17 protein-coding genes are annotated in these 19,746 nt (G+C 70.4%); 4 read left to right on the top strand and 13 right to left on the bottom strand.

What is annotated here, in order from left to right; all coding sequences use genetic code 11:
- Window positions 1-90 precede the first annotated feature (90 nt).
- Both ACFY1L_RS25145 and ACFY1L_RS25140 read right to left on the bottom strand, forming a co-directional pair.
- A complete protein-coding gene (locus ACFY1L_RS25145; protein WP_388828361.1) occupies window positions 91-1,365 on the bottom strand; it encodes an ATP-binding protein in 1,275 nt (424 codons plus the stop codon).
- 52 nt (window positions 1,366-1,417) lie between these two features.
- On the bottom strand, window positions 1,418-2,095 hold the full coding sequence (locus tag ACFY1L_RS25140; RefSeq protein ID WP_058928367.1) for a response regulator transcription factor: 678 nt from the start codon (window positions 2,093-2,095) through the stop codon (window positions 1,418-1,420).
- 295 nt (window positions 2,096-2,390) lie between these two features.
- Between ACFY1L_RS25140 and ACFY1L_RS25135 the strand changes: the two genes are divergently transcribed.
- Window positions 2,391-3,929 carry a peptide MFS transporter gene (locus ACFY1L_RS25135; RefSeq protein WP_388828357.1) on the top strand — a complete coding sequence of 513 codons (1,539 nt, stop codon included), beginning with the start codon at window positions 2,391-2,393 and terminating at the stop codon, window positions 3,927-3,929.
- A 113-nt stretch (window positions 3,930-4,042) separates the two neighbouring features.
- On the opposite strand, the gene ACFY1L_RS25130 is transcribed toward ACFY1L_RS25135, so the two are convergent.
- The 7 genes from ACFY1L_RS25130 to ACFY1L_RS25100 form a co-directional block, all read right to left on the bottom strand.
- The gene (locus tag ACFY1L_RS25130) at window positions 4,043-5,368 is read right to left on the bottom strand and encodes a hypothetical protein (RefSeq protein WP_388828355.1); all 1,326 of its coding nucleotides are present in this window, start codon (window positions 5,366-5,368) and stop codon (window positions 4,043-4,045) included.
- Window positions 5,365-6,444 carry a hypothetical protein gene (locus ACFY1L_RS25125; protein ID WP_388828352.1) on the bottom strand — a complete coding sequence of 360 codons (1,080 nt, stop codon included), beginning with the start codon at window positions 6,442-6,444 and terminating at the stop codon, window positions 5,365-5,367. Before ACFY1L_RS25125 ends, ACFY1L_RS25130 begins: the two co-directional genes overlap by 4 nt.
- Window positions 6,441-7,265, bottom strand: coding sequence for a hypothetical protein (locus ACFY1L_RS25120; RefSeq protein WP_388828350.1), 825 nt, complete (start codon window positions 7,263-7,265; stop codon window positions 6,441-6,443). Before ACFY1L_RS25120 ends, ACFY1L_RS25125 begins: the two co-directional genes overlap by 4 nt.
- A gap of 29 nt (window positions 7,266-7,294) precedes the next feature.
- Entirely contained in the window at window positions 7,295-7,978 is a 684-nt protein-coding gene (locus tag ACFY1L_RS25115) for an LPXTG cell wall anchor domain-containing protein (protein WP_388828347.1), read from the bottom strand.
- Window positions 7,979-8,149: 171 nt separating this feature from the next.
- On the bottom strand, window positions 8,150-9,412 hold the full coding sequence (gene serS, locus ACFY1L_RS25110; RefSeq protein ID WP_388828344.1) for a serine--tRNA ligase: 1,263 nt from the start codon (window positions 9,410-9,412) through the stop codon (window positions 8,150-8,152).
- A gap of 292 nt (window positions 9,413-9,704) precedes the next feature.
- Window positions 9,705-10,292 (bottom strand): ATP-binding protein, encoded by a 588-nt coding sequence (locus ACFY1L_RS25105; RefSeq protein WP_388828341.1) that lies wholly within the window; start codon window positions 10,290-10,292, stop codon window positions 9,705-9,707.
- A 237-nt stretch (window positions 10,293-10,529) separates the two neighbouring features.
- Entirely contained in the window at window positions 10,530-10,907 is a 378-nt protein-coding gene (locus ACFY1L_RS25100) for an STAS domain-containing protein (RefSeq protein WP_388828338.1), read from the bottom strand.
- Window positions 10,908-11,158: 251 nt separating this feature from the next.
- Here ACFY1L_RS25100 and ACFY1L_RS25095 point away from each other — a divergent pair, with 251 nt between their 5' ends.
- Together ACFY1L_RS25095 and ACFY1L_RS25090 are read left to right on the top strand one after the other, a co-directional pair.
- A complete protein-coding gene (locus tag ACFY1L_RS25095) occupies window positions 11,159-12,067 on the top strand; it encodes an RNA polymerase sigma factor SigF (protein WP_388828336.1) in 909 nt (302 codons plus the stop codon).
- 180 nt (window positions 12,068-12,247) lie between these two features.
- Entirely contained in the window at window positions 12,248-13,864 is a 1,617-nt protein-coding gene (locus ACFY1L_RS25090) for an RICIN domain-containing protein (protein ID WP_388828333.1), read from the top strand.
- A 25-nt stretch (window positions 13,865-13,889) separates the two neighbouring features.
- Here ACFY1L_RS25090 and ACFY1L_RS25085 read toward each other — a convergent pair whose 3' ends face one another.
- The gene (locus ACFY1L_RS25085) at window positions 13,890-14,114 is read right to left on the bottom strand and encodes a hypothetical protein (protein ID WP_388828330.1); all 225 of its coding nucleotides are present in this window, start codon (window positions 14,112-14,114) and stop codon (window positions 13,890-13,892) included.
- Between the two features lie 66 nt (window positions 14,115-14,180).
- Between ACFY1L_RS25085 and ACFY1L_RS25080 the strand changes: the two genes are divergently transcribed.
- A complete protein-coding gene (locus tag ACFY1L_RS25080) occupies window positions 14,181-15,905 on the top strand; it encodes a helix-turn-helix domain-containing protein (protein WP_388828326.1) in 1,725 nt (574 codons plus the stop codon).
- 25 nt (window positions 15,906-15,930) lie between these two features.
- Here ACFY1L_RS25080 and hutI read toward each other — a convergent pair whose 3' ends face one another.
- From hutI to ACFY1L_RS25065, 3 genes are read right to left on the bottom strand one after another with little or no spacing between them, the layout of a single operon-like run.
- The gene (gene hutI / locus ACFY1L_RS25075; RefSeq protein WP_388828323.1) at window positions 15,931-17,106 is read right to left on the bottom strand and encodes an imidazolonepropionase; all 1,176 of its coding nucleotides are present in this window, start codon (window positions 17,104-17,106) and stop codon (window positions 15,931-15,933) included.
- 32 nt (window positions 17,107-17,138) lie between these two features.
- A complete protein-coding gene (locus ACFY1L_RS25070) occupies window positions 17,139-18,485 on the bottom strand; it encodes a formimidoylglutamate deiminase (protein ID WP_388828320.1) in 1,347 nt (448 codons plus the stop codon).
- Complete coding sequence (locus ACFY1L_RS25065; RefSeq protein WP_388828317.1) at window positions 18,482-19,684, bottom strand: allantoate amidohydrolase; 1,203 nt, start codon at window positions 19,682-19,684, stop codon at window positions 18,482-18,484. The genes ACFY1L_RS25070 and ACFY1L_RS25065 overlap by 4 nt, the downstream gene beginning before the upstream one ends.
- Window positions 19,685-19,746 lie beyond the last annotated feature (62 nt).

Raw genomic sequence — 19,746 nt, 5'->3', positions numbered from 1 at the left:
AACGGCTCCAGTTTCGGGCCCCGACGAGGAACTGACGCACCAGCAGCAGAAGTCACACGACTACTAACGATCAACTACTGGCGCAGGACACTAGCGCACCGTCGTAGGTTCCTCGTCCGTCGGTGGCCTCTTCAGGGGTGTGCGCGACAGGAACAGGCCGAACACCGGTGGCTGGGTCTGGAGCATTTCCAGGCGGCCGCCGTCTGCCTCTGCGAGGTCGCGGGCGACTGCGAGGCCGATGCCCGTGGAGTTGCGGCCGCTGATCGTGCGCTCGAAGATGCGCGCGCCGAGGTCCGCCGGGACGCCGGGGCCTTCGTCCGTCACCTCGACCACCGCCTGGTTGCCGGTCACGCGGGTGCGCAGCGCCACCGTGCCGCCGCCGTGCATCAGGGAGTTCTCGATCAGTGCCGCCAGAACCTGGGCGACCGCGCCCGGCGTGCCGACCGCCTGCAGATGCCGCTTGCCGGAGCTCACGATCGCCCGGCCCACACTGCGGTACGCGGGGCGCCACTCGGCGAGCTGCTGCTGGATGACCTCGTCGAGGTCGAAAGAGACCGCGCTGCCGGTGCGCGGGTCGCGCGCGTTGGTGAGGAGACGTTCCACCACGTCCGTCAACCGCTCGACCTGCGTGAGCGCGACATTGGCCTCCTCCTTCACCGTGTCCGGGTCGTCGGTGAGGGTGATCTCCTCCAGCCGCATCGACAACGCGGTCAGCGGTGTGCGCAGCTGATGGGAGGCATCGGCCGCCAGCCGCCGCTCGGCGGTGAGCATACGCGCGATGCGCTCGGCGGAGCCGTCGAGCACGTCGGCGACCCGGTCCAGCTCCGGGACGCCGTACCGCTTGTGGCGGGGACGCGGGTCACCGGAGCCGAGCCGCTCGGCCGTCTCGGCGAGGTCGGTGAGCGGCGAGGCGAGCCGGTTGGCCTGGCGGATCGCCAGGAGTACGGCCGCCACCACCGCGAGCAGCGCGACGAGCCCGATGATCAGCAGCGTACGGCCGACCTCCCGGCTCACCGTCGAGCGCGGCTCCTCGACGACGACGGTCTCACCCTCCTCGCCCTTGGCGTGGCCGCGGATGACGTCGCCCTCCGGCCGGGTGCCGACCTCGATGGCCGGCTTCCCCGGGATCCGGATGACGGCGAACCGCTCGCCCGTGACCTGCCCGTGCAGGATCTCCGCGTCGACCGTCCCGTCGCTGTTCAGCCGGCTGTCCACGATGCTGGCCACCCGCTGCGCCTCGGCACTCACCCGTTCCTGGGCGCTGTTGCTGATCGTGCGGGTCTCGACGATGACGAGGGACACGCCGAAGACGGCGATCACGACGAGCACCACGGCGAGCGTGGACTGGATCAGTCGACGGCGCATGTCCTCTGTACCTGGGTCGGCCTGTGTACCTGGGGAGGCCTACGGGTGGGGTTCAGCTCTTCTCGAAGCGGAAGCCCACGCCTCGTACCGTGGCGATGTAGCGGGGGTTCGCCGCGTCGTCGCCGAGCTTCTTGCGCAGCCAGGAGATGTGCATGTCGAGCGTCTTGGTCGACGACCACCAGGTCGTGTCCCAGACCTCGCGCATCAGCTGGTCACGGGTGACCACCCGGCCGGCGTCCCGCACCAGGACCCGCAGCAGGTCGAACTCCTTGGCGGTGAGCTGGAGTTCCTCGTCGCCCATCCACGCCCGGTGCGACTCGACGTCGATGCGCACACCGTGGGTCGCGGGCGGCTGCGCCGGCTCCGCGGCACCGCGCCGCAGCAGGGCCCGGACACGGGCGAGCAGTTCGGCGAGCCGGAAGGGCTTGGTGACGTAGTCGTCGGCGCCGGCGTCGAGACCGACGACGGTGTCCACCTCGTCGGCACGCGCGGTCAGGATGAGGATCGGCACGGTGTGGCCTTCGGCGCGCAGTCGGCGGGCGACCTCGAGGCCGTCCATACCGGGCAGACCGAGGTCCAGCACGACCAGGTCGACGCCGCCCTGCATGCCGGCGTCGAGCGCAGTGGGGCCGTCCTCGCGCACCTCGACCTCGTAACCTTCCCGGCGCAGGGCGCGGGCCAGCGGCTCCGAGATGGACGCGTCGTCCTCGGCGAGCAGTACACGGGTCATGAGGTGATGGTAGTCCGCTCTTGACATGTGCTGGGGTGTGATCGGCACGCGTGATTCTTACCTTTGGGCGTACCCGGGGGAACCTGTGTCTATGGGGTGTGATCTTGGAAAAGACCTTGGAAAAGGGTGTACGGTTCCGTTCCTACCTGTGATCCATCTCTCAAGTCCTTCCATATCCGGCAGTGTCCTGCCGTATGGTGAAACAACGCCTGTAGCACTGCGCGGACCTTTGGCGACCACTTGACGCTGAAGGTCCCATTTGTGTGCGGTAAACCCCCACCAGCAAGGAACGACCATGGCGTCCAGCTTGACGAAGGACTCGGTGCGCCCGGGCACCCCCGGCTCCGAGAAGACCTTCTTCGGCCACCCTCGCGGTCTGGCCACTCTCTTCATGACAGAGATGTGGGAGCGATTCTCCTACTACGGCATGAAGGCCCTGCTCACCGTTTACCTGCTCTCCGGCGGCCCCGGCGCCGGCAAGGGGAGCATGGGCGGCGGCCTGGCCATGGACGTGGCCACCACCACGGTGATCGTCTCCGTCTACTCGGCGATGGTGTACCTGCTCGCCATGCCCGGCGGCTGGCTCGGCGACCGCGTCTGGGGCCCCCGCAAGACGGTGGCCATCGCGGCCGTCACGATCATGGCCGGCCACGTGACGCTGGCGCTGCCCGGCGGCCAGGCCCCCTTCTTCGCGGGCCTCGCGCTGGTCGCGGCCGGCTCCGGTCTGCTCAAGGCCAACATCTCCACGATGGTGGGCCATCTCTACGACGGCCCGGACGACCCGCGCCGTGACGGCGGCTTCACGATCTTCTACATGGGCATCAACGCCGGTGCGTTCTTCGCGCCGCTGGCCATCGGCACCGTCGGCCAGAAGGTCAGCTGGCACCTCGGCTTCGGCATGGCCGCGGTCGGTATGGCGATCGGCCTGGCCGCGTTCCTGCTCGGCACGCGCAACCTGAGCCCGCAGAGCAGCGTCGTCCCGAAGCCGCTGGCGGCCGAGGAGCGCGCGGCCTTCCTGCGCAAGGGTCTGCTCTGGGTGATCGCCGCGACCGTCTTCTACGGCGTCGTGGGCTTCACCGGCCACTTCACGCTGAACTGGGCGATGATCCCGCTGACCATCATCGGTCTGGTCGTCCCGGCGGGCGTCCTGCTGCGCATCAAGCGCGACAAGGAGCTCAGCACCGCCGAGCAGTCGAAGATGACCGGCTACATCTGGTTCTTCGTCGCGGCCGCCGTGTTCTGGATGATCTACGACCAGGGCGCGTCCACCGTCCAGGCGTTCGGCGAGGGCAAGGCGGCGACGTCGCTGCTCGGCTTCGACTTCCCGACCTCCTGGTACCAGTCGCTGAACCCGCTGTTCATCATGGCGCTGGCCCCGGTCTTCGCCTGGATCTGGGTGTGGCTGAACCGCCAGGGCAAGGAGCCCAGCACCATCGTGAAGTTCTCGATGGGCCTGGTCCTGATCGGCGTCTCGTTCTTCTTCTTCCTGGTCCCGCTGGCCATGGCGGCGAACGGCACCGCGGTCAGCCCGATGTGGCTGGTGGGCATCTACTTCATCCAGACCGTCGGTGAGCTGTGCCTCTCCCCGGTCGGCCTGTCGGTCACGACCAAGATGGCCGCGGCCAAGTACGCCAGCCAGATGATGGGCGTGTGGTTCCTCGCGGTCACCGCCGGGGACTCCGTCACGAGCCTGTTGTCCAACCCGGCGATCGCGGGGGTCGACCTCAGCGGGACGCCTGCGGTGTTCGGCGAGGCCGCGCTTGCCGCTCTCGCGGGCTTTGCGGTGTGGATGTACCGGCGGAAGGTGAAGTCGCTTATGGGTGACGTGCACTGACGGTTGGATTCGCCGAGAGGGCCGCTGCATCCATATGGGTGCAGCGGCCCTTTCGTCTAACGGTCGTGTGTGGCTGGTCGCGCAGTTCCCCGCGCCCCTAAAAACAAAAAGCCTCAGCGCGCCCGGCGTCCCGGCAGGAACGTAAAGACCGCTGCACCCAAAAGGACCGCGGTACCGGCCACCAACCCCAGGGCCTTCAGCGCCCCGTGGTCACTCGAACCCGTCTCCGCCAAGCCCCCGCTCGACGACGAGGACGACGAACCGCCGGACGTCGACGACGAGCCGCCCGATGCCCCGCTCGCCTGTTCCGTCGTGTCCAGGGTCAGGGAGACCTCTGTCTTGTCGGGCTTGCAAGTGGTCGTCGTGCCCAGGGCGTTGATGGTCAGGACACCCGGGGAGAGGGTCGACTTGCCGTCCGCGCCCGGCTTGTAGGTGCCGGTGAGGTCCGGGATCTCGATCGGCTCGCCCGACTTGATGTCCTTGGAGTTGGTCGGGCCTTCCACGTGGACCGTGCCCTTGTCCGCGCCGCCCAGGACGACCTCCATCGACGGCTTGACCGAGCCCTTGGGGATGTCGGCCGGGCTGTCCATCACCGACTTCTTGAACTGCACGGTGAGGTCGAAACTGCCGCCGTTCTTCTTGGCGTTGATCTGGATGGGCGAGGTCGCCTTCTTCTCGCCGATCGGCGACTGGCAGGTGTAGGGGATTTCGACTTCCTTGCCGGTGAAGTCCGTCTGGTCGCTGCCGGTGCCGTCACTGGCGGAGGCGGAGGCCGACGCGCTCGCCGTGTCGGAAGCCGAGGCTGACGGTGACGACGACTGCGAGGCGGAGTCCGTCGGGTCGGGTGTCGTGCTCGACGAACTTCCGTCCCCCGGCGCCACCTCGATCGTCGCCGCCTTCTGCACCGTCTCCGTCGGCGTGCACTTGGTGTCCGTCGACATCGCGTTGACGGTGTACGCGTCCGGGGTGAGCGTCACCGCGCCCGGCGCCGTCAGCTTCAGCGTGCCCTTCATGTCGGACAGCACCATGGCGCCGCCCTTGGGGATGGCCGGGTTCTCCCGCGCCCCCTGCATCGCGATGTCGGCGGTCTGCGCGCCGGCCGCCTTCAACACCCCGGACGGCTGGACCGAGTTGGCGGGCAGGTCGATGATGTCCGGGTTCTTGGAGGCGGCCTGGACGAACTTCCATACGACGTCCACCGTGTCGCCCACCTTCGCCGTGGCCGGCGCGGTGATCTCGACCTTCGTCGTGCCGTCGACGGGATCGATGCCCGCGGGCGGCACGCAGTGCGTCGCGAACGACACCTCCGCGGCCTGCGCGGTCCCGGCGGCCACACCCAGCAGAACGCCCGCCCCGCCGAGCACCAGCGCGGCGCCCGCCGCACCCGCTCTCCGGACCCGGTCCACGCCGACCGGTATGACTCTCCTTCGCTTGCTCACGTGGGTCCCTTCCTTGTGGGAGTCGTTGGACTCGTCGGGCTGTCGTCGTGCGGTGCGGAGAGCCTCCCGGCCGTGCCCGGATCGGAGTCCGGGGTGAACCACGGCAGGGTCGAGTCGGAGGCGGGTTCTTCGTCCGCCTTGGGGGTCGTGAACTTCGGCATGCGCAGGGTCAGTTCGGGCATGCGCAGCCCGCGGTGGCGCAGGCCGCCCGCGCGCCGCGGCCGTATCCGGTCCACGACGGCCATCCCGGCGCGGAACACGGCGGCGGGCACGACCACGCAGACCAGGATCCAGAACAGGGTCACGCCCCAGGGCCGGCCCACACCCCAGGGCTGCTCGGCGAGGACCTTCCCGCCGTACTTCAGGGAGACGGTGTAGTCGCCGTGCGCGCCCGCCGTCAGCTCGAAGGGCAGCTTGATCTGCGCCTTCTTGCCGGGCGCGATGGTGCCGCGCCACTGCTGCTCCTCCCACTGCGGGGCGAACACGCCGTGGGAGGTGCCGAGTTGGAATACGGGGTTCTTGATCGCGGTCGTACCGGCGTTGCCGACGGTGAAGACGAGGGTGCGCGCGGGCGGTGCGCCGAACCAGGTGAGCAGGCCACTGGAGCCGTCGAGCCGGGTGTCCGTGAGGACGGACAGGCGCCCGCCGGACGGCTCCGTGGGCAGCGGCTCCACCGCGTGTCCGGCCACCTGAAGGACCGCGTCGGCCTGCGCCTTCGCACCCTCCACGGTCGCCACATGGACCACGCACGGGCACGGCACCGGCGGCTCGGCCACCGGCAGCTTCTTGCTGAAGCGCCCCTTGGCGTCGGTGGTGACGGCCCTGCCGTCGCCGTTGGCACAGGAGTTGGTGCCGCCGATCACGCCCCTCGACGGCGTGGACTGCCCGCAGATCAGCATCATCAGCAGTGCGTGCGACCGCCAGCCGCTGCCGCTCACGGTGATCGAACCGCCGGTCCCCGCCTGGGACTTGGAGAGCTTGACGCTCGGCCCGTCGGCCGCCGCCGTCCCGGCCATGGGCAGCAGGAGCAGCGCGAGCACCGCCAGCAGCGCCGTAGTCCGCAGCTTGCCGTTCACGTCACCGCTCCCGTCAACTCGACTTCCGTAAGCGGGGGTTCGGGTGCTTCGTCGGGCTTACGACGCCTGCGACGTCGTACGGCCGACAAGGCGCCCCCGGCCGCCACCGCCCCCGCAACCCCGAGCACCGCACCCCACGGCACGAACCGCGTCGACGCCCCCGCCGAGTCGTGGGCGCCGCCCGCCGCTGTCACCGTCAGCCGTACGTCGACGGCGTCCAGGGCGGGGCGGTCCGGCCACGGCTCGGAGAGTTGCAGGCGGCGGCCGGGGGCGAGGCGGAGGGGCAGGGTGCGTGAAGGGCGGTCGAGGACCGGGCCGAAGAGGCCGTCCGCGTGGACGGCGAGGCTCGGTACGAGGGTGGTCGTACCGCGGTTGACCAGGTTGTACGTGATGCGGTCGCCGTGCACGGCCACGTGCTCGACGGTCAGCGCGGACAGTGCCGGTCCACCCACCCGCAGACGGACCGCAACCGCGGCCGTACGGCCGTCCTGGTCTCGGGCGACGATCTCGCCGCTGCGGTCGCCGCGCGCGCTCACCGTGAACGGGACGTCGGCGCGGGTGCGGGCGGGCACCCGCACCCGGCTCTCGGCGAAGGTGACCGGAACGCCGCTGCCGCTCAGCCGCACCGTGACCGCCCGCCCGCTCCGGTTGGTCACGGACACCGTGTCCTGCAGCGCCGTCCCGGGCGCCCCCTCGGCGTAGAAGGAGGGCCGCCCGCCGCCGGAGGGCGCGACGGACCAGCCGTCGGCGGCACAGGCCACCGGGGCAGCGGTCAGCACGAGCAGGAGTGACACGAACAGGACACGGGCAGCAGACGACATCCGGCGGCTCCAGCGGTCGTTCGGGTTGTTCAGCGGCGGGCCGTCTGGTTCCTCCGCGTGATCCACAGCGCGCCCGCCGCGCCCGCGAGGAGCACCGTGCCGCCGAACGTGCCCAGGGCGATCGCGGAGTCGTCGGGGCCGGTCTGCGGGAGCGAGGAGCCCGACTCGCTGCCACTCTGGCTGGTCCCGCCGGAGCTGCCGCCCGCCGCCGTCACGTCCAGCGTCAGTGCCGGCCCGGGGCTGTTGGACGGCGTGCAGGTCGTCGTCGTACCGAGCGCCTTGATGGTGAGGATGCCCGGAGTGAAGGTGACGCTGCCCGTCTTCTTCGGGGTGTAGGTGCCCGTCAAGTCATTGATCTTGATGGGGGTGTTGGCCGGGATGGCGGCCTGGTTGGCCGGGCCGCTCACATTCATCGTGCCGCTGTCGGCGCCGCCCAGCTTGATGGTGGCGCTCGGGTTCATCGCGCCCTTGCCCAGTTCGACCGGGCTGGAGGAGACGCCCTTCTGCCAGGACATGGTGATCTTGTAGCCACTGCCGCTCTTGACGCCCTTGATGTCGATGGGCGAGACGGCGCTCTTGTTGCCGATCGGCGTCTTGCACTGGTAGTTGACGTCGACGACCTTGGCCTCGGCTGCGGGGGCGGCCATCAGCACCGCCGAGCCGGCCAGAGCCGCGACGGACGCGAACGCGGCGGTTCGTTTCCGGTACGACACGATTTCCGCTCCCTTTCGGTTTCCTGACGGCACATCAGATCGGCCGTCAAGGTACGCCCGGGTCCTTGAGGAGGGAAGAGAAGGTGCGCGCCGGAGTTGTGGGGATCCGACGCGCACGAAAGGGGGTTCGAGTGGAGGGAGCGGCCCGTGGGTGACCCTGGGTAACCCGAGCTAGTGCGCCCGCAGGACCTCCGGCACGCCCCACCGCCGCAGCACGTCCGGCACTTCCACCGTCCCGTCGGCCCGCTGGTGCTGCTCCAGGATCGCGGGCAGCAGCCGGCTGGTGGCGAGGCCCGAGGCGTTGAGGGTGTGGACGTACGCCGGTCTGCCGCCGCCGGCCGGGCGGTACCGGATGGCGCCGCGCCGGGCCTGGTACTCGCGGGCGTTCGACACCGAGCTGACCTCGGCGTACGCGCCCAGGCTCGGCAGCCAGACCTCGACGTCGTACGTCTTGGCCTGCGCGGGGCTGGTGTCCTCGGCGGCGAGTTTGGTGACGCGGTAGTGCAGGCCGAGCCCGGCGACCAACTCCTCGGCGCGGGCGAGCAGTTCGAGCTGGGCGGCCGCCGAGTCCTTGGGCCGGGCGAACTGGAAGAGCTCGACCTTGTTGAACTGGTGGCCGCGCAGGGTGCCCCGCTCGGCGGTGCGGTAGCCGCCGCTCTCCTTGCGATAGCAGGGCGTGTAGGCCACGTACTTCAGCGGCAACTCGTGTTCGTCGAGGGTCTCGCCGCGGTGCAGGTTCACCAGGGCGGTCTCGGCGGTGGGCAGGAGGAAGTGCTCGCCCGTGCGATAGACCTCGTCGGCGAACTTCGGGAACTGGCCCGCCGTATAGCCCGCTTCGTATGTGAGCAGGTGCGGCGGCAGCACGAACTCGTAGCCCGCCCGGCGATGGGCGTCCAGGAAGTGGTTGAGCAGTGCCCACTCGAGGGCGGCACCCTCGCCGCGGTAGATCCAGTGGCCGTTGCCGGCGAGGGCGGTACCGCGCCTGTAGTCGACGAGGCCGAGGTCCTGGGCGAGGTCCACATGGTCCTTGGGCTCGAAGTCGAAGGCCGGCGGGGCCCCTACGGCCCGTACGACTTCGTTGTTCTCCTTGCCGCCGGCCACGACGTCCGCGTCGGGGAGATTGGGCAGGGCGTCCAGGAACTCCTGGTGTTTCCCGGCCAGTTCGGCCAGCCGGGCCTCGGCCTCGGCGAGCCGGCCGGTGAGGGTCTTGGCCTCGGCCTGGAGTTGCCCGGCCGCCTCCCCCGCCCGCCGCCGTACGGCGATGTCCGCCGAGACCCGCCGGCGCTCGCCGCGCAGCCGCTCCACGGCGGTGCGGGTCTCGCGGAAGGCGGTGTCCAGGGCCAGGAAGGCGGGGATGTCGGCGTCGACCGCGCGCTTGCGCAGACCGTCGCGGACCTGGTCGGGGTGGTTGCGGATGAGGGTGACGTCGAGCATGGTGCGCGCTCCGTCCGGTGTGCCGGAACGGCACGCGCCGCCCCGGGGTGGGTCCCTCGGGGCGTGGGCGAGAGGGTGCTCGCGGTGCCACCACGCCTTCACCGTCGTACGTACGAAGCCTCACGGCCGTACGGCGGTCTCGTTGTGGCCCGATCACGGGGGCCGGCCGGCGGGGCATTTCCTCCCCGCACTCGGGAGTGGATTCGCCCCGGCCCGTGCGGGCCCCGGCTACTTGTCTCCGTCAGCGCGTTGCAGACGAGGGTAGGCAGCCGCGCCCGGCCGGCCAAGCGAATTACGCCGGTGCGCCCAGCTCCGCCCATACCGTCTTACCCGCCGTTCCCGGTGTCCGTACGACCCCCCAGTCCAGGCAGAGCCGCTGCACGATGAACATGCCGTGGCCACCGGGGCGGCCCGCACGGTGCGGGGTGCGGGGGGCCGGCTGGCCCGAGCCCTTGTCCGAGACCTCGATGCGGATCACCTTCCTGTCGCAGGCGATCCACAGCTCGTCCGGGCCCTCGGCGTGCAGACAGGCGTTGGTGACCAGCTCGGAGACCACGAGCAGCACGTCCTCGGCGGCGGCCCGCTGGTCGGCGGTCGCGGCGGGCAGCCAGCCCCACGCGTACAGCGCCTGGCGGGCGAAGTCGCGGGCGAGCGGGACGACGCCGCTCTCGCCGTCGAAGTTCAGTCTGCGGACCTGGGGCCCGCCGGACGACGCGGACGCGGCCGACGACGGGCTCACGTCCCCTTCGGACGCCCCGGCCGCCGCCGGCACGCCCCTGTCGGACGCCCCCGTGCTCGGCGTGCCCCCCTCGGACGCCCCGGAAGCGCCGCTGGGCTCCGGGCCGCGGTCGCCCGGCGAGTAAGGCCGGGTCGTGCTCATCAGCGCTTCACCTCACCGATTCACCGGTTCACGATTCAAGAGTCAGTACGTGGCTCGACGGTCAGTACGTGGATCGACGGGAAATCCGTCGCTGTACCGCCGACATGTTCAGGATGTCTCCTGCCCGACCGAACCGGACGAACACCCCCTTGTTCGGCACGGACGGCGTGACGCCCGGAAAGTGCCGGTCACACAGCGGCGACTGGGGCATCACACAGGGTCGACGGGCTCGCCGGGTCAGCCGGTCTCGTCGGCCAGGGCGGCCTCGAGGGTGTCATGGACGGTGAAGACCGCTTCCGCCCCGGTGATCTCGAAGACGCGCGCCACCACGGGCAGCATCCCGGCGAGATGCACCCCGCCCCCCGCGGCCTCCGCCTTCAGTCGCGCACCCAGCAATACGTTGAGCCCGGTGGAGTCGCAGAACTCCAGTCGCGAGCAGTCCACGACCAGCCGGCTGAATCCCTTGTCGAGGCAGTCCTCGAGTGGCTCACGCAACAAATCGGCCGTGTGGTGATCCAACTCACCGGCCGGGGTCACGACGGCGCTGGAGCCCTCTTCCCTGACCTCCACCAGTAGCCGGCCAGACTGTGCGCTGCCGACCGTCCCGCGGTCCATGCCGTCTCTCTCTCCCGACGTCGTGGCTGCTGACGTACGCCCTCGAACACTACGCCTTCCTCACACTCTCCGACACCCGAACAACCGCCCACAAACGGACATATCCCCACAGAACGCACTTGCGGCGGGTGTGGGAAAACGGGTAGGGCTAGTAGAGATACGTAACCGACACGGCCGGCTTTGGAGGCGCCGCACACCGCAGTGCACGCAATGGCATCGGCAGCCAAATGCCGAGAACGATGGAGGACATCATGTCACCCCGGCTCGACGCATCGCATACCCAGGAGGCGACGTCGACACCCCTTCCGGAACATCTGGCTCCCATCGAGAGCAGCGACACCGACGTACCGGCCGGGCTTGACGGACTTCCGGAGATCCCCCCGTACGACGAGGTGGGACCGGTCGACGCACGGGCCCTGTCCAAGAACCTCTTCGAGCGCCTCGAATCCCTCGAGGAAGGCACGCACGAGTACTCGTACGTGCGCAACACGCTCGTCGAACTCAACCTCGCCCTGGTCAAGTTCGCCGCCTCCCGCTTTCGCTCCCGCAGCGAACCGATGGAGGACATCATCCAGGTCGGCACGATAGGCCTGATCAAGGCGATCGACCGGTTCGAGCTCGCGAGGGGCGTGGAGTTCCCCACCTTCGCGATGCCGACCATCGTCGGCGAGATCAAGCGCTTCTTCCGCGACACCTCGTGGTCCGTGCGCGTCCCGCGCAGGCTGCAGGAGCTCCGGCTCGACCTGGCCAAGGCCGGCGACGAACTGGCCCAGCAGCTCGACCGGGCACCCACGGTGCCCGAACTCGCCGAGCGCCTGGGCCTGTCGAAGGACGAGGTCGTCGAGGGCATGGCGGCGTCGAACGCCTACACCGCCTCCTCGCTGGACGCCCAGCCGGAGGAGGACGACGCCGAGGGCGCGCTCGCGGACCGGATCGGATACGAGGACCACGGGCTCGAAGGCATCGAGTACGTCGAGTCGTTGAAGCCGCTGATCGCCGAACTGCCGTCCCGGGACCGGAAGATCCTCTCCCTGCGCTTCGTCGCGGGCATGACCCAGTCGGAGATCGGCGAGGAGCTCGGGATCTCGCAGATGCATGTGTCGCGGCTGCTGTCGCGGACGCTGGTGCGATTGCGCAAGGGGCTGACTGTCGAGGAGTGACGACTCCGTCCTGGCTACGAGCACGTCAGGCGGCCACTGTGACCACTGCGGTCACAGTGGCCGCAGTGGTTACCCACAGAAACCCTTTCCCCAGAGGTTCGCTTCCATCACTATGGGCCCCCATACCCATCGGTAGGTCAGGTCTCCGGCGGGGGCAAGGGTGCAAGGAGGCGGGTGGCGATGGCTCGGGCCGACCGGACCGACAACGGCGTCGAGACCGGAGGCGGGATCCCCGAGACCGGGGGCGGGATTCACGCGAGCACGTCCGACGTGCGACTGGTCGAACTGCTGCGCACCAGCACCTCCACCGCCTACCCGGCCCTGCAGGAGGTCCGCGCCCGCCACCAGCCCGCGGTCCTCCGCTACGCCCGTCTGTGCACGGGGGGCGACTCCGCCGCCCGGCAACTGGCTGCGCAGGCCTTCACCCTGGCGGCCCGTCAGACCGCGCGCGGTACCGAGCCACTCGTTCCGCTGCGGCTGCAACTCCTGCTGCTGACCGGCCGGTTGGCAGCGTCCTGGGCGGGCGACGAGCGGGCGGGCGGCCTCGACCCCGGTCTGCTGCTGGTCCTGAGCACGGCGGGCCCCGAGGGCCCGACCCCGCCGATGCTGGCCGCCTTCCAGTCCCTCCCGTCCCGCGCGCAGGGCCTTGTCTGGTACGGCGTGATGGAGCAGGAGCCGACGGACCGGACCGCCGTCCTGCTCGGCCTCACCCGCGAGGACGTCGCCCACGAGACCGCCTCCGCCCTCCAGGCCATGAGCCAGGCCTGTCTGCGCACCCGCCTGACCGCCTCGGACGACCCGCGCTGCGGCAACTTCGGCCGGCTCATCGAGGAGTCCGTACGGCCCGACAGCCCGCGCAGCAGCAGCGATCTACGCGCGCACATGGTGCACTGCCCCCACTGCACGGCGGCCTACGAGGAGCTGTCCGCCCTCCGCGACTCCCCGCGCACCGCACTCGCCGAGGGCCTGCTGCCGTGGGCGGGCACGGCATACGTCACGCGCGGCGACGGCGCCTCCCCGCACCCCGGGTCCCGTACCCGGACTGCGCGCACCAGGACTTCCGCACGCCCCAGGGCCATTGCCCTCCCGGCGACTTGGCCGCCGTCCCGGCGCGTCCTGCTGACCTCGGTCGCCCTCGGGGTGGCCCTGACGCCGCTGCTGATCTTCCTGCTGACGCAGGGCGGTTCGTCGTCCTCGCCGTCCCAGCAGGCGGCGGGGGCGGTCAGCACGCCGCCGACGCCGACGCTGTCGGCCACCCCGCTGCCGTCGGCGACCAACAGGTCACCGTCCCCCTCCCCGACGCCGACCCGGACCCGTACGAACAGCCCCTCCCCTTCGAAGTCGGCCTCGAAGTCGGCACGGCCGTCGCCCAAGCCCTCGCCCACGCACGCCCCGAACGGCACGTACGCCCAGGTGGTCAACGTGAGTTCGGGCCTGTGCCTGGACGTCCGCGACGGCGACTTCGAGAAGGGCACGGATGTGGTGACGGCGCCCTGCTCCTCCTCACGCACCCAGCGCTGGCGGGTCGACTCCGCGCGCGGGATCGTGCAGTCGTACGCAGACTCGAACTACTGCCTGGACAGCCGCGGCGCCGTCGGCAAGGGCGTGGGCATCTGGGAGTGCGACTCGGTGGACGGCAGCAACGGCCAGAACCTGAGGTTCACCGTGGATTCGGACGGAGTGATCCGGCCGGCAATCGCCATCGAGACGGCGGTGACTCCGGACGGCGGCGACGGCCTGTCACTGCGGCCGCTGAGCGGGGGCCCGGAGCAGCGGTGGCGGGCCGGGGCGCGGTGATTGCTCCCTGTGACACGCAAGCCGGTCACTGATTCCTGCTGGAGACCAGAGTCGTGCGTGTCCAGGTGATGAGCTGCTGGACGATCACACGGGCCCGGGGGCTGTGCTCGGGAAAGAACGGCAGCAGGGCGAGAGCGGGGATGGAGGCCAACGTCACCACGAACAGCGGGAGCAGAGCAAAGAGCACGATGAGCGCTCGCTGGGCCCAGCGAGCCCCGGTGACGACGGATGACCACGACGACGATGCCATGACCGGACATGTTCCTTTCGGACGAGGTGACTTGGATCCCGTCCACGGTCGGCAGCGTCGGGTACGTTGCGAAAGCAGCAACTGTTGCCAACGCGATGTCAATGCTCCAGGGAGACACCGGTGGCCGAAACGACCCCCACACCATGGCGCTCGGGCGAACTCGAACGGGGTGAGATCCCTCAGGTTGCGGCGCTCGGCAACGCATTGACCGCGCTGTTCAACACGCTGGGGATCTCTCAGAACGCGTACGCCGTGCGGATCTCCATGGACAAGTCGATCGTCTCCCGCTATCTCCGGGGCAGGCGCGTCCCTCCGCAGGACTTCGTCGACCGCCTCATCCGGGAGGCCGAAAGCCGGCGCGGCGCCTCGGTGCAACCCGAAGTGAGGAGCCGTATCTCGCAGCTGCGGCTCGACGCGCTGAAGGTGTGCGATCCCGAGACGCACGAACTCGAGACCCTCCGGGCGGAGATGGCGCGGTCGCAGAGGAAGGTCCTCGTCCTGGCCCGGCAACAGGAAGCCCTGCACGATCTGCTGGACAAGAAGGAGTCCGAAGTCGGCGCTGTCCGGGCGGAGCTGGAGCAGATACGTCAGGACTGGACCGAGGACCTCCTGCGCGCGGACCGCGCCGAGATCGCACTCCGTGAACGCGTGGAGCGCGACTCCTCCGAACGGGAACGTCTCATCGAGGAGATCGCACAGCTCAAGGCCGATCTCTCGGCGGTGGTCGCGCAGCGGGCCGACGCCGAGCGCCGTTGCGAGGACCTCGCATCCCGGATCAGAGAGATGGAGGAGGAGTTGGGCGCCCGCTACGGCACGGGGAGCGGTTCACAGCTTCCCCTTGGCGCCTTGCAGCGGCTGTTGGCGACACATCTCGAAGCCGGCGAACAGCGCGAGGCGTCGCAGGAACTCGCGGAGGCTGCATGGGAGCGTCCCATCGAGGATGTCGTCGAACTCACCTTCTGGCTCTGGGATCGAGGCGAGTTCACCCGTAGGGACCGCCTCGCGACCGAGGTCGTCCACGCTCGCCCGATCGGGGACGTAGTGGAGTTCGGGCACGCGATCAGACGACGTGACGCCCGCACCGCTCGGCCCAGGAACTCCCGAGCCGGGGCGTCACTGGAGGCGATCCTCAACGAGGAGTCCAGCGCGGTCAGATCACCCCAGGAGATCGTGACTCTGCTGAACAGCTGGGCCCCCTACTGGGATTACCGGCGCAAAACCAAGAGTTCCGCAGCCAATCCGCTGCTGGCCCTTCTCCGGTCGGACAGGAATCCGGACGATGTGGCAGAGGTGATCGCGGCGCTCGACAGCGCGGACGAACGCACCAATGTGCTGCTCAGGGCCGCCATCGCAAGTCCTCAGAGGCTCAACATCCTCGCGCTCGTCCCGAGGATGGTCGAGATCGGCCGGGAGGACATGGCCGCATCGCTCTGCGCGCAGGTCGGCAACTCCCGGTCGCCGATGCCTGGCCTTCTGGCCGCGCTGGACGACATGAGCGAAGAGCACTGCCGCGTCCTCTTCAGCGCGCTGTTGCGCAACCTGCCCCTGCATTCCGTGGCCGATTTCCTGGGGAGAGTCTGCCTTCGCTACGGAAATCCCGGCGCTCCGGGCGTCCGCGACGGCTCGCCCGCCACCGTCGCCTTCGAGCAGCTCGAGGCCGAAGGCCACCTGACGAATATGGCCTCGCTCGCCGCCGCACGCATTGAGCACGTAGAAGGGCCGACGCGGAGAGTGAAGCGGGTTCCCGAACTCCACACGGCCCTCAGCACCTGGGCAGCCGGACAGGAGTGACGAACGGACGAGGGCAGGCGCCGCGTCAGGCCATGTGCACGCCCCGCCGCCACACGTCCGTGACCAGCGGTACCCCCGGCCGGTAGGCCAGGTGCACATGGCTCGGGGCGTCGAGGGTGATCAGGTCCGCGTATGCGCCGGGGGTCAGGCGGCCGATGTCGTCGCGGCGGAGAGCTGCCGCACCGCCCGCCGTCGCGGACCAGACCGCCTCGTCCGGTGTCATCCGCATGTCCCGTACCGCGAGTGCGATGCAGAACGGGACCGAGGAGGTGAAGGACGAGCCCGGGTTGCAGTCGGTGGAGAGGGCGACGGTGACACCCGCGTCGAGGAGGCGGCGGGCGTCCGGCCACTCGGCGCGGGTGGAGAACTCGGCGCCGGGGAGGAGGGTGGCGACCGTGTCGCCGTTGGCGAGGGCGTCGACGTCCGCATCCGTGAGGTGGGTGCAGTGGTCGGCGCTGGCCGCGTCCAGTTCGACCGCCAGCTGCACGCCGGGGCCGTAGGAGAGCTGGTTGGCGTGGATGCGCGGGTGCAGGCCCTTTGCCTTGCCCGCGGTGAGGATCGCGCGGGCCTGGTCGCCGTCGAAGGCGCCCTTCTCGCAGAAGACGTCGATCCAACGGGCGTACGGCGCACAGGCGTCGAGCATCTCGCCGGTGACGAGGGCGACGTAGGCGGCGGGGTCGTCGGCGTGGTCCGGCGGGACGATGTGGGCACCGAGGTAGGTGACCTCGTCGGTGTGCGCGGCGGCGATGCGCAGGGCGCGGGACTCGTCCTCGGTGGTCAGGCCGTAGCCGGACTTCGTCTCGAAGGTCGTGGTGCCCTGGCGGAGGGCCTCCGCCAGGTACCGGGTGAGGTTGGCCTCGAGTTCGGCGTCCGTGGCCGTGCGGGTCGCCGCCACCGTCGTGCGGATGCCGCCCGCGGTGTACGAGCGCCCGGACATCCGGGCGTTGAACTCCTGCGTCCGGTCGCCCGCGAAGACCAGGTGGGAGTGCGAGTCGACGAAGCCGGGCAGGACCGCACGGCCGGCGGCGTCGACCCGGTTGTCAGTGGCGGGTGCTTTGCTTGATTCACCGGTCCACGCGATGCGGTCGCCGTCGATGACGACGGCCGCGTCCTGGATCAGTCCGAGGGGGGAGCCGTCACCGAGGGAGGGGTCGTTGGTGACCAGCGTGGCGATGTTGGTGATGACGGTCGTGCTGCTCATCGTCGTGTCCTCGGGGGCTTCGGTGGGTGGTCTCAGCCGCGCAGGGCTTCTACGGCCTGGGCGATGGCCAGTGGCACATCCGGTACGAGCGCGTGCGCCCCGTCGCGTACGACGTGCCGCCCGCCCACGATCGTGTGCCGTACGTCCGCTGCCGTCGCGGCGAATACGGCCGTCTCGGCGCCGAGCCTGGGCAGCGGCCCCGCTGTCCTGACCGAGTCGAGCGCGATCGTCGTGAGGTCGGCGAGCGCACCCTCCTCGATCGTGCCCGCCTCGTCCCAGCCGAGGGCCGCATGGCCGTCGGCGGAGGCGGCGCGCAGCAGCGCCGAGGCTGTCCAGTGGCCGCGGGTGCGGCTGTGGAGGCGTTCGTTCAGCTCCATCGCCCGGGCCTCTTCGAGCAGGTCGATGACGGCGTGGCTGTCGGAGCCGAGGGAGAGCGGGGAGCCCTCGTTCTGCAGGGCCACGGCGGGTCCGATGCCGTCCGCGAGGTCCCGCTCGGTCGTCGGGCACATGCAGGTGCCGGTGCCGCTGCCGCCGATGAGCGAGATGTCCTCGGCGGTGAGGTGGGTGTTGTGGACGCCGGTGGTGCGCGGCCCGAGCACCCCGTGCAGGGCGAGGAGCTGCGTCGGGGTGCAGCCGTGGACCTCCCGGCAGGCGTCGTTCTCGGCGGTCTGCTCGGACAGGTGCACATGGAGCGGGGCCCGCCGCTCCTCGGCCCACTGCGCCACGGTCGCCAACTGGTCGGCGGGCACGGCCCGTACGGAGTGGATGGCCGCCCCGATCCGCGCGTGATCCCGTTCCTTGAGAACTGAACAGCGTTCGGCCCAGGCCTCCGCGCTGCCGTCGGAGAAGCGGAGCTGGTGGGTGTTGGGCGCCTGTCCGAAGCCGGAGGAGAGGTAGGCGGTGTCGAGGAGGGTGATGCGGATACCGGCGTCGGCGGCAGCGGCGATCAGGGCCTCGCCCATGGCGTTCGGGTCGGCGTAGGGGGTGCCGCCGGGGGCGTGGTGGACGTAGTGGAACTCGCCGACCGAGGTGACACCCGCCAGGGCCATCTCGGCGTACACGGCGCGGGCGAGTGCGTGGTACGTCTCCGGGGTCAGCCTGTCGGCGAAGGAGTACATGACCTCGCGCCAGGTCCAGAAGGTGCCGGAGCCGACCTGGACGGTGCCGCGCAGGGCACGGTGGAAGGCGTGCGAGTGGGCGTTCGCCAGGCCCGGGAGCGTGAGACCGCGCAGGATCTCGGCGCCGGGGGGCGGGGTGGGCACGTCCGTGCGGACGGCGGTGATGCGGCCGTCCGCAACCTCGACGGCCACCCCTGGCTCGACGTGGGTGTCGAGCCAGGCGTGCTCCAGCCAGTACGTCCGCGTGTGGGGGTGCGTCACCTGCAGGCCAGCCCTTCCAGTACGTCGGCGAGTGCGAGGACCCCGGCCACGCAGTCGTCCTCGGCGGCGAACTCGGCCGGGGAGTGCGAGACACCCGTGGGGTTGCGCACGAACAGCATGGCGGTCGGGATGCTCCCGGAGAGGATTCCGGCGTCGTGTCCGGCACCCGTACCCAGGACGGGGACCGTGATGTCGGTGTCCTTGCCCAGGATGCCGGCGAGTTCGTCGCGCAGGGCGTGGTCGAACTCGACGACGGGCGTGAAGGACTCGCGGACGACGTCGAGGTCGATGCCGTGCGCCTCGGCGTACTCGCGGGCGGCCTTCTCGATGCCGCCGACGACGGTGTCGAGGGTGGCCTGGTTCTCGGCGCGGGAGTCGAGCCAGCCGCGCACCAGCGAGGGGATGGCGTTGACGCCGTTCGGCTCGACGGCGATCTTGCCGAAGGTGGCGACGGCACCGGCGAGTTCGGCCTCACGACGGGCTGCCAGCACGGTCTCGGCGTACGACAGCATGGGGTCGCGCCGGTCCACGAGGCGGGTGGTGCCGGCGTGGTTGGCCTCGCCCCGGAAGTCGAACCGCCAGCGCCCGTGCGGCCAGATGGCACTGGCGATGCCGACGCGGTCGCCGGACAGGTCCAGCGCCCTGCCCTGCTCGACGTGCAGCTCGACGAAGGCGCCGATGCGGGCCAGCCGCTGAGGGTCCGCGCCGATGGCGTCGGGGTCGTACCCGGCGGCCTCCATGGCCTTGGGCAGGCTGACCCCGTCCCCGTCGGTCAGCCTGTGGGCGTTCTCGACGGTGAGCTGCCCGGCGGTGAGCCGCGACCCGACACAGGCGAGCCCGAACCGGGCGCCTTCTTCGTCACCGAAGTTCACGATGGCAAGAGGCTTGCCGAACTGCACTCCCCTGCGGCGCAGTTCATCGAGCGCGGCAAAGGAGGACACGACGCCGAGGGGCCCGTCGAAGGCGCCACCGTCCGGAACGGAGTCCAGATGCGACCCGGTGACGACGGCGTCCCCGGCGGCGGGATCCCCGAGCCAGGCCCACTGGTTCCCGTTCCGGTCGACCTCGTAGCCCAGCCCCCGAGCCTCGGCCTGCTCCTTGAACCAGGCCCGGCACTCGATGTCGGCACCGGTCCAGGCGAACCGGCGGTAGCCGCGGGAGTCGGAGTGCTGTCCGATGGGGAGCAGCTCGCGCCACATGGCGTGGAAGGAGCTGCCGCCACCAGGCTGTGGACCACCAGGCCGATCCACAGTCGCTCCAG

It is taken from the genome of Streptomyces sp. NPDC001663, assembly GCF_042893105.1.
Taxonomy (GTDB): domain Bacteria; phylum Actinomycetota; class Actinomycetes; order Streptomycetales; family Streptomycetaceae; genus Streptomyces.
This window is presented reverse-complemented; position numbering and strand designations above follow the sequence as displayed.